This is a genomic window from Kitasatospora sp. NPDC053057 (assembly GCF_044546945.1).
In the GTDB taxonomy this organism is placed as follows: Bacteria; Actinomycetota; Actinomycetes; order Streptomycetales; family Streptomycetaceae; genus Kitasatospora.
Map to the genome: position 1 here is coordinate 261435 of NZ_JBITZP010000001.1, position 11916 is coordinate 273350.

Here is an 11916-nt window from a genome sequence, read left to right on the forward strand (position 1 = left end):
GTCCGCGTGTCCGCTCGACGAGATCGCCCCAGGCACGTTTCCGCCAACGTATTGTCAGGCCACCAAGGCCCGGCCTACCGTCTACAGATCGCTTTCTACGCACGTAGACCCATCATGTAGACCCCTGCGGTCCCCGAGCGGACCCGCAGGGCGAGACCGCCCCGTCAACCCTCAGACCGCGGGCCCGACCGCACGGCCGGGACGCGGAGTTGCGGAGGTACCCATGTCACAGATCGTCCGTGCCGCGCTCGTCCAGACCCGCTGGACCGGCGACCAGGAGAGCATGATCGTGCTCCATGAGCGGTATGCCCGCGAGGCCGCCGCCCAGGGTGCGAAGATCATCGGTTTCCAGGAGGTCTTCAACTCCCCGTACTTCTGTCAGGTCCAGGAGCCCGAGCACTACCGCTGGGCCGAGGCCGTCCCGGACGGCCCGACCGTGCGCCGGATGCGGGACCTCGCCCGGGAACTCGGCCTGGTGATCGTCGTGCCGGTCTACGAGGAGGAGCAGACCGGGGTGTACTACAACACCGCCGCGGTGATCGACGCGGACGGCAGCTACCTCGGCAAGTACCGCAAGCACCACATCCCGCAGGTCAAGGGCTTCTGGGAGAAGTACTACTTCAAGCCCGGCAACCTCGGCTGGCCCGTCTTCGACACCGCCGTCGGCAAGGTCGGCGTCTACATCTGCTACGACCGGCACTTCCCCGAGGGCTGGCGCGCCCTGGGTCTGGCCGGTGCGCAGATCGTCTACAACCCGTCCGCCACCAGCCGCGGCCTGTCCGCCTACCTGTGGCAGCTCGAACAGCCCGCCGCCGCCGTCGCCAACGAGTACTTCGTCGCCGCCATCAACCGGGTCGGCACCGAGGAGTACGGCGACAACGACTTCTACGGCACCTCCTACTTCGTCGACCCGCGCGGCCAGTTCGTCGGAGACGTCGCCTCCGACAAGGAGGAGGAACTCGTCGTCCGCGACCTCGACCTCGGCCTGATCGAACAGGTCCGCCAGCAGTGGGCGTTCTACCGCGACCGCCGGCCCGACGCCTACGGACCGCTCGCCGAGGCCTGAGGAGCACCGCGATGACCATCCGCGACCCGCAGCAGCGCACCGTCGTCCGCGGCGGCCTCGTCATCACCGCCACCGACGAGCTCCACGCCGACGTCCTGATCGAGGGCGAGCGCGTCGCCGCCCTGGCCGCCACCGGCAGTGCCGCCGCCGAGGCCTGGACCGCCGACACCGTCATCGACGCCACCGGCCACTACGTCATCCCGGGCGGCGTCGACGCCCACACCCACATGGAGCTGCCGTTCGGCGGCACCGCGGCCTCCGACACCTTCGAGACCGGCACCCGCGCCGCCGCCTGGGGCGGCACCACCACCATCGTCGACTTCGCCGTCCAGCCCGTCGGCGGCGCGCTGCGCGAAGGCCTGGACACCTGGCACGCCAAGGCCGAGGGCAACTGCGCGATCGACTACGCCTTCCACACCATCGTCTCGGACGTCAACGACGCCGTCCTCAAGGAGATGGACGCGCTGGTCGACTCCGGAGAGTCCACCTCCTTCAAGCTCTTCATGGCCTACCCCGGCGTCTTCTACAGCGACGACGGCCGCATCCTGCGCGCCATGCAACGCGGGGCGGCCAACGGCGGGCTGATCATGATGCACGCCGAGAACGGCATCGCCATCGACGTCCTGGTCGAACAGGCCCTCGCCGCCGGGCACACCGCCCCGCGCTTCCACGGCGAGGTCCGGCGCGAACTGCTGGAGGCCGAGGCCACCCACCGGGCGATCAAGCTCGCCCAGGTGGCCGGCAGTCCGCTCTACGTCGTGCACGTCTCAGCCGCCTCCGCGCTCGACGAACTCGCCCGGGCCCGCGACGCCGGGCTCAACGTCTTCGGCGAGACCTGCCCGCAGTACCTCTTCCTCTCCACCGACAATCTCGCCGAGCAGGGCGCGGACGGCTTCGAGGGCGCCAAGTACGTGTGCAGCACGCCACTTCGGCCGCGTGAGCACCAGGAGGCGCTCTGGCGGGGCCTGCGCACCAACGACCTCCAGGTGGTGTCCACCGACCACTGCCCGTTCTGCTACGTCGGGCAGAAGGAACTCGGCCGCGGCGACTTCTCGAAGATCCCCAACGGCCTCCCGGGCGTGGAGAACCGGATGGACCTGCTGCACCAGGCCGTGGTGGACGGGCACATCAGCCGGCGCCGCTGGGTCGAGATCGCCTGCACCACCCCGGCCCGGATGTTCGGGCTGCACCCGCGCAAGGGCACCATCGCGCCGGGGGCCGACGCCGACCTCGTCGTCTACGACCCCACCGCCGTGCAGACCGTCTCCGCCGCCACCCACCACATGAACGTGGACTACTCGGCCTACGAGGGCCGCCGACTCACCGGCCGGGCACGGACGGTGCTCTCGCGCGGCACCGTGGTGCTGGACGACGGCCGCTGGCTCGGCCGGGCCGGCCACGGCACCTTCCTGCGCCGCGACACCTGCCAGTACCTGACCTGATCCCTCTCCCTGAGCCTGATCCCCGTCCCCGGGCCCGGGGCTGCGGCACGCAGCGTGCGTGCGGGCCCCGGGTCTGCCCTTCCACCCCTCTCCCCGGAGCCACCCATGGACATCGGCCTCGTCCTGCAGACCGACCCGCCCGCCCGCCTGCTCATCGACCGGATGATCCGCGCCGAGCGGGCCGGATTCAGCCACGGCTGGACCTTCGACTCCTGCGTGCTGTGGCAGGAGCCCTTCGTCATCTACAGTCGCATCCTCGCCGAGACCGAGCGCCTGACCGTCGGCCCGATGGTCACCAACCCGTCCACCCGCACCTGGGAGGTCACCGCCTCCCTGTTCGCCACGCTCAACGACATGTACGGCAACCGTACGGTCTGCGGCATCGGCCGCGGCGACTCCGCCATGCGGGTCGCCGGACGCCGGCCCGCCACCCTGGACCGGCTCTCCCAAGCCATGCACGCCATCAAGGAGTTGGCCGAAGGGCGCACCGTCGAGGTGGACGGCGCCGAGATGCACCTGCCGTGGGTCGGCCCCGGCGCCGCGCTGCCGATCTGGATGGGCGCCTACGGCCCGAAGGCGCTTGCCTTGACTGGCCGTCAAGCAGACGGTTTCATCCTCCAGTTGGCCGACCCGTACCTCACCGAGTACATGGTCAGGGCGGTCCGGAAGTCGGCCGTCGAGGCGGGCCGGGACCCGGCCTCGGTCACCATCTGCGTGGCCGCACCCGCATACGTCACCGCGGACGACTCGCCCGCCGCGCTCGCCCACGCCCGCGAGCAGTGCCGCTGGTTCGGCGGGATGGTCGGCAACCACGTCGCCGACCTGGTCAGCCACTACGGCGAGCACTCCGACCTGGTGCCCGACGCCCTCACCGACTACATCAAGAACCGCCAGGGCTACGACTACAGCCACCACGGCCGGGCCGGGAACCCCGACACGGCCTTCGTCCCGGACGAGATCGTCGACCGCTTCTGCCTGATCGGGCCGGTGGAGGCCCAGCGCGCCCGGCTCGCCGCGCTCCGCTCGCTCGGCGTCGACCAGTTCGCCGTCTACGCCATGCACGACGCCGTCGAGGCCACCATCGACGCGTACGGGACGGACGTCATCCCCCATCTCTGATCCCCATTGCGGCAGACGGGAGTTGCTCATGGCCGACACCGCGACCGACGGCGGAAGACAGCGGCAGCACCCCGACGGCCGGGTCGAACTCGACCCGGCCGAGGGGGTGTTGCCGTCCAACGGCTTCACCAGTGACGACCTCCGGCCGGTCCCGGTGCGGCGGCGCACCTGGACCACCTACAACTTCCTCGCGCTGTGGGTCGGCATGGCCCACAACATCCCGTCCTGGACGCTGGCTTCGGGTCTGGTCGCGCTCGGCATGGACTGGAAGCAGGCGGTGCTGACCATCGCGCTCGCCAACCTGATCGTGCTCGCGCCGATGCTCCTCACCGGGCACGTGGGAACCAAGTACGGCATTCCGTTCCCGGTGTTCGCCCGGGCCTCGTTCGGACTGCGCGGTGCCAACCTGCCCGCGCTCATCCGGGCGGCGGTGGCCTGCGCCTGGTTCGGCATCCAGACCTGGATCGGGGGCGAGGGGATCTTCCTGCTGGCGGGCAAGCTGTTCGGCGAATCCTGGCGCACGGCAGGGGAGTTCGGCGGCTACCCGTGGACCCAGTGGGCCTCCTTCCTGCTGTTCTGGCTGGTCGAGATGGTCATCATCGCCCGGGGGATGGAGGCGCTGCGGCGCTTCGAGAACTGGGCGGCCCCGTTCGTCATCGTCGGCGCGCTCGCCCTGCTGGTGTGGGTCGCGCTCAAGGCGGGTGGGCTGGGGCCGCTGCTCGACCAGCCGTCCAAACTGGGCTGGGGCGGCGGGTTCTGGAAGGTCTTCTTCCCGTCGCTGATGGGGATGATCGGGTTCTGGTCGACGCTGTCGCTCAACATCCCCGACTTCACCCGCTTCGGCGGCAGCCAGCGCGCCCAGATCCGCGGCCAGGCGCTCGGCCTGCCGACGACGATGACGCTCTTCGCGCTGCTGTCCGTGCTGGTCACCTCGGGCTCGGAGGCGGTGTACGGCGAGCCGGTGTGGGACCCGATCAAGCTCGCGGCGAAGATGGAGAGCCCGGCGGCCATCCTGTTCGCGCTGCTGACGGTCCTGGTCGCGACGCTGTCGGTGAACATCGCCGCCAACGTCGTCTCACCGGCCTACGACCTGACCAACCTGGTACCTCGGTTCATCAACTTCCGCACCGGCGCGCTGATCACGGGCGTGGTCGGGATCGCGATCTTCCCGTGGAAGCTGACCGCCGACCCGCACGTCTACATCTATGTCTGGCTGGGCGTGGTCGGCGGCCTGCTCGGAACCGTCGCCGGGGTGCTGATCGCCGACTACTGGGTGCTGCGCCGTACCCGTCTCCAACTGGCGGACCTCTACCGTCCGTTCGGCGCCTACTGGTACACGGCCGGCTGGAACTGGCGGGCGGTCACCGCCCTACTGGTCGGCGGCCTGCTGGCGGTCGGCGGCTCGTACTCCGGCGTGGGGGACCACGGCGCGAAGCAGGGGCCCTTCCCGGTGGACGGCGTCATTCCCTTCCTCAAGCCCCTGGCCGACTACGGCTGGGCGGTCGGCTTCGCCTCGGCCTCGGTGGTGTACCTGGCGCTCAGCAGGCTGTCGCCGGCCGGCGGAGTTCGGCTAACAGGTAACACGTAACAGGTAACAGATGACGGATGACAGATGACGAAGTCTGTTATCTGTCATCCGTCATCTGTTCGCCGCCGCCTCCACGGCGGCCAGCACCTTGGCCGCGCCGTCCTCGGTGGCGAGGGCGGCGGCGACGGACTGGGCGCGGGTGCGGTGGTGGGGGCCGTCCAGGGTGTGGCGGATGGCGGAGGCGACGGACTGGGCGCGGGTGCGGTGGTGGGGGCCGTCCAGGGTGTGGCGGATGGCGGAGGCGAGGCGCTCGGGCGTCAGGGTGCGCAGGGGGATCGGGCCGGGGGAGACGCCGAGTGCGGTGAGCCGGGCGGACCAGAAGGGGGCGTCGAGCAGGGCGGGCACCGGGACGGAGGGGGTGCCGGAGCGGAGGGTCGCGGCCGTGGTGCCCGCGCCCGCGTGGTGGACGACGGTGGCCGTGCGCGGGAACAGCCATTCGTGCGGGGTGTCGCCGATGGTGAGGACGGACTCGGAGTCCTCGGCGGTCAGCCCGCTCCAGCCGGACTGCAGCAGGAGGCGGACCCGGGCGGTGCGGGCGGCGGTGAGGACGGCCGCGGTGAGCCGTTCGGGATCGGGCGCGACCATGCTGCCGAACCCGACGAAGACCGGCGGCGGTCCGGGGCGAAAAGCTGGTCGGTCGCCGTCTGGACGGCGTGCCCGGCGAGCAGGTTGCCGGACCGCCCGAGCGAGCGGGTGCCGGTGGCAGCCGACGCGAACTCCCGAGTGGGGGAAAGGGGTTGGAGGTACAGCCCGATGGTGGGGATGCCAGCCGCCTCGGCCGTGACCTGGCCGAGCGCGCTGGTGGTGCTGGTGGTGAGCAGTAGGTCGGTGCCGAGCGCCGTGGCGTCGGCGCTGCCGTCACCGGGGGCGGGCATGAACCTCCGCCCGAGGCGCAGAGTTGCAGCACGGTGCCGGGCCCGCTGTCGGCCCGCAGCAGCCGTCGGCCCTGGAAGGAGGCGAGTTCGGCGCGCGGGTCGACCGGCAGTGGGCGGAACTCCAGTCCGGCGGCCCGTACCGAGTCGGCGAAGGTGGTGTGGGTGGCGACGGCCACCTGATGTCCGACCGCCCGCAGGCGGGTGCCGAGCCCGGTGAAGGGGGCCACGTCGCCCCGGAACCGGCGGTGGCGATCAGGATGCGCACGGCCGCAGTATTTCGGCGGGTACGTCCGGTCGGAAGGACACCACGCGCGGACCGGTCGGCTCCGGGTGGCCGGATCACGCCGCTCGGCCGGGCCGGCCGGAACCGGACCGGCGGGGAACGGCGTCCTTCGGGGCAGGGCGCGCGGGACGGGGCCGTCGCGCCACGGACCGGAGGGATGGGTCGGATGAGCATCATCGCGTGGATCGTGTTGGGCCTGGTGGCCGGGGCCCTGGCCAAGCTGCTGCTGCCGGGGCGGGACCCGGGCGGCCTGATCGTGACGACCCTGATCGGGATCGCCGGCTCCTTCGTCGGCGGCTGGATCGCGTCGCACTTCATGCACCGGTCGATCACGGCTCGCTTCTTCGACGGGCCGACCTGGGTGTCCGCGATCGGCGGTGCGCTGGTGCTGCTGGTCGTCTACCGGCTGCTGTTCGGCAACTCGCGCCGCTGACGGGCACGTTCGGAGCGGTTCGACGGGTCGGCCCCCGGGGAGGGGCCGGCCCGTCGCGTGCTCCGGTTCGGCGCATCGCGTAAGGCACCTCGGGCGTGCCTTGAGCTGCGTGCCACGGAGTCGCGGACCCGGCAGAGATCCGCAAGACGCGCCCTACAGCTCGGCGACCCAGCCGGGCAGCTCCTCGCAGGCGGTGAACCAGGGGGCGGGGACGGCGGCGAGCCCGGTGCGGGCGGCGACCACGCCGGCGGCGATGGCGCAGGTGGTGTCCATGTCGCCCCAGCCCGCCAGGGTGCGCCAGATCGCCTCGGGCAGCGAGTCCAGGTGCCCGGCGGCGGACCAGAGGGCGAACGGGACGGTGTCCGGGGCGGAGATCATCAGCCCCGAGCCGAGCACGGTGGCGGCGTGCCGGACGCTGGTGTGCTCCGGCAGCCGGGCAGCGATCCGCAGGCCGGAACGGACGTCGCTGTCCGGCAGCCGGTCGGCGACTCCGGTGAGCAGCTCGGCCCGGCCGGGCGGACGCCCGCCACGGCTCCGGACGGCTAGCGCTGCGGCGAGCGCGACCGCCACCGCACCGGCCACCGCCTCCGGGTGGAAGTGGGTGGTGAGCGCCTGGAGTTCGGCCTGCCGGGCGACCTCGTCCAGGTCCTCGGCGAACCAGGCGCCCAGCGGGGCGACCCGCATCGCGGCGCCGTTCCCGTACGAGCCCTGGCCCTCGAACTGGCCCGAGGTGATGGCGCGCCAGTCCCCGCCGGCGGCGATCCCGCGCAGCACCCGGTGCATCGAGGGGCCGTACTTGCGCTGGTACTCGCGGGCGTACTCGGCCGCGAACTCCCCGGCCAGCGCGTCCTGCCGGACCTCGCCGTGGACGGTGAGGTGACGGATCAGGACGAGGGCCATCGCGGTGTCGTCCGTCCAGTGCCAGGGCGCCGGGCGGACCAGGCGGGCGGCCAGGTCGGCGGGCGCCTCGTCCACCGGGACGGAGAACCACCGGTCGCCGAAGGCGTCGCCGAGCGCGAGCGCCCGCAGGCTGTCCAGGACCGGGGCGGCCGCACTCATGTCATCCTCCATGTGAGATCAACTGTGTGCGCAGTCTGCCCGAGACGCCGGGGCGCCGGCGACCGGATTACGATCCGGCCGCCGGCGCCTCGACGTGACAGCTGTCGGTCACTTGGCCTTCAGGCCGCCGAGAACGAGCCTCCAGACGGCCTTGAAGCGCTCGTCCGCGTCCGGATCGGACCAGGTGGACGCGTAGGCCGGGTCGTGGAAGGGGGCGGTGGCGTCGAAGACCGCGCGGGCGGTGGTGAGGATGTGGGCGAGCTTGAACTCCTTGCCGTCCACGCCGTCCTGGAAGATCTCGGCGATCTGCCTGACCAGCGTGTCGATGTGCGCCTCGACGGTGCTGCTGTTCTCCTCGACGAGCACCATGTAGGTGGCGAACAGCTCAGGGTCGTCCAGTGCCTTCTTCCGCTTGGCCGCGAACAGCGTGGTCAGCCAGCGTTCGAGGCGCTGGGTGGCGCTGCCGGCCTCGTTCATGACGGCCTTCAGGTCGAAGTGCGCCTGGTCGAGCCAGCGCTGGGTGACCGCCTCGCGCAGGGCCGCCTTGCTGGGGAAGTGGCGGTAGACGCTGCTGTGGCTGACGCCCAGCTCCCGGGCGACGTCCACGACGGTGGCCTTGGCCGGGCCGAACCGCCGGAGGACTTCCTCCGCCGCGATCAGGATCTGCTCGGCGGTGAGTGCGGTGTCCGTGGTCACGGGGGCCGTCCTTAGGGTCGTGCGGTCGGGGTGGCGCGGGGGTTTCCGCTGGTCAGCGTGGGCTCGGTCAGCGCTCGCTGTCCAGGCGCGCCATCTGCGCGGCAGCGTACCGGTCGCCGGCCGCGGCGCCGGCGGGGACGGCGGCCTCGATGGCGGTGAGGTCGGCCGGGGTCAGGGTGACGTCCAGCGAGCCGAGGGCCTCGGCCAGCCGGTCCCGGCGGCGGGCGCCGACCAGCGGGATGACGTCCTCGCCGCGCGAGGAGACCCAGGCGATGGCGACCTGGGCGACGCTGGCTCCCTTCGCGTCGGCGACCGCGCGCAGCGCCTCGACCAGTGCGAGGTTGTGGGCCAGGTTGTCGCCCTGGAAGCGCGGGCTGTCGCCGCGGAAGTCGGTCCCGGCGAGCGAGCGGTCCGGGTTCCAGTGGCCGCTGAGCAGGCCGCGCGAGAGCACGCCGTACGCGGTGATGCCGATGCCGAGTTCGCGGGCGGCGGGCAGGATCGCGGCCTCGATCGAGCGGGTGAGCAGCGAGTACTCGATCTGCAGGTCGCTGATCGGGTGGACGGCGGCGGCGCGGCGCAGGGTGTCGGCGCCGACCTCGGACAGGCCGATGTGGCGGACGTAGCCGGCCTTCACCAGGTCCGCGATGGCGCCGATGGTCTCCTCGATCGGGACCTTCGGGTCGAGGCGGGCAGGGCGGTAGACGTCGACGTGGTCGGTGCGCAGCCGGCGCAGGGTGTAGGCGAGCGCGGTCTTGGTGGCGGCCGGGCTGGCGTCGTAGCCGAGCCACTGGCCGTCCGGACCGCGCTGGGCGCCGAACTTCACGCTGATCTGCACGCTGTCGCGGTCGCGGCCGCGCAGGGCCTCGTGGATCAGCAGCTCGTTGTGGCCCATGCCGTAGAAGTCGCCGGTGTCGAGGAGGGTGACCCCCGAGTCCAGTGCGGCGTGGATGGTGGCGATGCTCTCGGCCTCGTCGGCGGGGCCGTAGAGGTCGGACATGCCCATGCAGCCGAGGCCGAGGGCGGAGGTGACCGGCCCGGAGGTGCCGAGGCGGCGCTGGGCGGGTCGGGTGGTCGAGGTCATGGGAACTCCAGGGGCGGGCGGGTGGGGCGCCGGGTGGCGGAGGGCGGTGTGACCCGGGTCTCACTATGGCATGACAGCGAACAGATTTCAAAATCTGTTCGCTGTCTTTTGTCATTTGTTCGCACCGGAGCTGCGGCGGGCTGGGTTCCACTGCCGGGGGCTTCCACTGCCGGGGGCGGCTGCCGCTAGGCGTACGGCCCCGGCGGGGCTCCGAGGCGAGCGTGCGCGCCGTCGTGGTGCCGAGGTGCCCGAGGGTGCGGCTGTCCGGGAGGAGGGGGCGCCGGGCCGGCACCCGCCCGTAGCATCGAACGAACGGACGTGAACGGATGTGAACTGGCGCCGGCTGACGGTCGGGTGGACGTGGACGGACGGGAGGGGCCCGATGCGCACACGCCGGCTCGGCTGGTGCGGCCCGGACAGCTGGCCCTGGGTCGACAGTCTGCTGCTGCTCGGCGTCCTTGTGCTCACCGCCGAGGAGGGCCTCTTCCAGTGGCTGCATGCCGATGGCCCGCTGCGCCCGTCCGGGACCGTGGTGGCCTCGTTCGCCGCGCTCTCACTCCTGTTCGCCCGTCGCTATCCGGCGGTCTCGGCCGTCCTGTCGGTGCTCACCAGCAGTCTGTTCAACCGGGCCTTTCCCCGCCTGTTCAGCGTCGCCCACCTCGCCTCCCTGGGCCGGACCGGTCCGGCGGTGACCGCAGGTGCGGTCATCGTGCTGGTCAGCGCGGCCCGGGCGCGGGAGTTGCGCGCCGAGCAGGCCAGGTCCGCCGAACGCGCCCGGATCGCCCGGGAGATGGGGCTCGGGGAACGGGTCGGCGCGCTGGGCGGGCACCTGGACGCCGGCCCGGACGGCGCGGGCGGCTTCCGGCTCTCCGCCCGGCTGCCCGCGCCGGACCGTCCGCGGCCCCCGCAGCCGATGACCTCGCACCCGATGACCTCGCAGCCGGAGCCTCCGGGCCCACAGCCCCCGGGCCCGCAGCCCCCGCACCCGCACCCGTCGCCCCCGCAGCCGAAGGACGCCGCATGATCCGCACGATGGTGGTCGACGATGACGCGCTGGTGCGCCTCGGCCTGGTCGACCTCCTCGCTCAGGACCCGGCACTGACCGTGGTCGCCGAGGCCGCCGACGGGCTGCAGGCCGTCGAGCTCGCCCGCGGCCTCCGGATCGACGTCGCGCTGATGGACATCCGGATGCCCCGGCTCGACGGGATCGCCGCCACCCGCCGCCTGCGTCAACTCCCCGACGCCCCGCGGGTCATCGCGCTCACCACCTTCGACCTGGACGAGTACGTGTACCAGGCGCTCGCCGCCGGGGCCGACGGCTTCCTGCTCAAGGACACCCCGCCCGCCGAGATCGCCCGGGCCGTGCACGTGGTTGCCTCCGGGTAGGGGATGCTGCACCCCTCGGTCGCGCGGCGGCTGATCGACCGGTACCACCGGGTCGGCGCGGCCCGGGCGGTGGCCGCCCGGGGTCGGATCGCCGGGCTCACCCCGCGCGAGACCGGGGTGCTGCGCGAGCTCGCCGACGGGCTGTCCAACGCCGAGATCGCGGGCGTGCTGGGGATGCGGGAGAGCACCGTCAAGGCGCACGTCAGCCGGATCCTGACCGCGCTCGGGGTGGCCAACCGGGTCCAGGCCGCGCTGCTCGCGCGCGATGCGGGGCTGGTCGGGGACGGCGTCTGACGGCAGGCGCTCGCGAGGGCAGGACAGGGCGCAGTGTCGGACGGCGTTCACGTGGACGTTCCCCGGAGGTCGGTTCGGGTCGTGCCGCGGGCTTCCCTGAGCCGTCGCGTGCCTCCGGTTGGTACCGCCCGCTGAGCCGTTGTCACCCATCCGGCGTGGAAATGCCGTGCCTTGCCGGTTTGCGCTGCCGAACCCGCGCGGCGGGTCCATGGTGGAGATGGGCGTGATCCGGCGACCGCGCCCGCGCGCCGATCCTGGCCCGCGCGCCGAGCGCCCCCGCCGCTTCCTCCGACGGGTGACCGAGGCCGGGGCCCGTACCGGCACGCTGGGAACAGGGCCACCTCGCAGGAAACCGAACGGTTCTTCTAGGCTCACATCTCGGCTTCCCTGCGGCGGTCCGGCCACTGCGCCCGCCGCGAGGAAGCCGCCGTGCACGGGGCTCCGGGCGGACCGGGGCACCGGATCGAGCGAGGAGGACGCAATGCCAAGCACGCCGCCCAGCCGTTCCACCGCACTTGGGCCAGACGGGCCGTTCCGACGGGCCGTCCGACCTCCGGGCCGACGGGGCTGGTCCGGCCGGGCCTGGTACCCGGG

Annotated in this window: 10 protein-coding genes and 2 pseudogenes; 7 read left to right on the forward strand and 5 right to left on the reverse strand. The window is 72.5% G+C overall.

The window, feature by feature from the left end; genetic code table 11:
• Positions 1-223: 223 nt before the first annotated feature.
• The 4 genes from ACIG5E_RS01180 (at position 224) to ACIG5E_RS01195 (ending at position 5215) form a co-directional block, all read left to right on the forward strand.
• Complete coding sequence (locus tag ACIG5E_RS01180) at positions 224-1066, forward strand: nitrilase-related carbon-nitrogen hydrolase (protein WP_396530691.1); 843 nt, start codon at positions 224-226, stop codon at positions 1064-1066.
• An 11-nt stretch (positions 1067-1077) separates the two neighbouring features.
• Positions 1078-2508: a dihydropyrimidinase gene (hydA, locus tag ACIG5E_RS01185; RefSeq protein WP_396530692.1), complete on the forward strand. Its 1431-nt coding sequence runs from the start codon at positions 1078-1080 to the stop codon at positions 2506-2508.
• Positions 2509-2613: 105 nt separating this feature from the next.
• Positions 2614-3627, forward strand: a complete 1014-nt coding sequence (locus tag ACIG5E_RS01190) for a TIGR03842 family LLM class F420-dependent oxidoreductase (protein WP_396530694.1) — start codon at positions 2614-2616, stop codon at positions 3625-3627.
• A 28-nt stretch (positions 3628-3655) separates the two neighbouring features.
• Positions 3656-5215, forward strand: a complete 1560-nt coding sequence (locus ACIG5E_RS01195) for an NCS1 family nucleobase:cation symporter-1 (protein ID WP_396530695.1) — start codon at positions 3656-3658, stop codon at positions 5213-5215.
• Positions 5216-5266: 51 nt separating this feature from the next.
• On the opposite strand, the gene ACIG5E_RS01200 is transcribed toward ACIG5E_RS01195, so the two are convergent.
• Both ACIG5E_RS01200 and ACIG5E_RS01205 read right to left on the reverse strand, forming a co-directional pair.
• Positions 5267-5800, reverse strand: coding sequence for a glycosyltransferase (locus ACIG5E_RS01200; protein WP_396530696.1), 534 nt, complete (start codon positions 5798-5800; stop codon positions 5267-5269).
• A gap of 439 nt (positions 5801-6239) precedes the next feature.
• A pseudogene (locus ACIG5E_RS01205) lies at positions 6240-6317 on the reverse strand (hypothetical protein); the annotation flags it as partial.
• Positions 6318-6539: 222 nt separating this feature from the next.
• Between ACIG5E_RS01205 and ACIG5E_RS01210 the strand changes: the two are divergent.
• Positions 6540-6806: a GlsB/YeaQ/YmgE family stress response membrane protein gene (locus ACIG5E_RS01210; RefSeq protein ID WP_396530697.1), complete on the forward strand. Its 267-nt coding sequence runs from the start codon at positions 6540-6542 to the stop codon at positions 6804-6806.
• A gap of 153 nt (positions 6807-6959) precedes the next feature.
• Here the strand turns inward: ACIG5E_RS01210 and ACIG5E_RS01215 are convergent, their stop codons facing one another.
• The 3 genes from ACIG5E_RS01215 to ACIG5E_RS01225 form a co-directional block, all read right to left on the reverse strand.
• Positions 6960-7865, reverse strand: coding sequence for an ADP-ribosylglycohydrolase family protein (locus tag ACIG5E_RS01215; protein ID WP_396530698.1), 906 nt, complete (start codon positions 7863-7865; stop codon positions 6960-6962).
• 108 nt (positions 7866-7973) lie between these two features.
• Positions 7974-8561, reverse strand: a complete 588-nt coding sequence (locus ACIG5E_RS01220; RefSeq protein ID WP_396530699.1) for a TetR family transcriptional regulator — start codon at positions 8559-8561, stop codon at positions 7974-7976.
• Positions 8562-8628: 67 nt separating this feature from the next.
• Positions 8629-9642 carry an aldo/keto reductase gene (locus tag ACIG5E_RS01225; protein ID WP_396530700.1) on the reverse strand — a complete coding sequence of 338 codons (1014 nt, stop codon included), beginning with the start codon at positions 9640-9642 and terminating at the stop codon, positions 8629-8631.
• 382 nt (positions 9643-10024) lie between these two features.
• Here ACIG5E_RS01225 and ACIG5E_RS01230 point away from each other — a divergent pair, with 382 nt between their 5' ends.
• Both ACIG5E_RS01230 and ACIG5E_RS01235 read left to right on the forward strand, forming a co-directional pair.
• Positions 10025-10666: a hypothetical protein gene (locus ACIG5E_RS01230; protein WP_396530701.1), complete on the forward strand. Its 642-nt coding sequence runs from the start codon at positions 10025-10027 to the stop codon at positions 10664-10666.
• Positions 10663-11322, forward strand: a pseudogene (locus ACIG5E_RS01235) (response regulator). The gene ACIG5E_RS01230 and the pseudogene ACIG5E_RS01235 overlap by 4 nt, the downstream one beginning before the upstream one ends.
• Positions 11323-11916 lie beyond the last annotated feature (594 nt).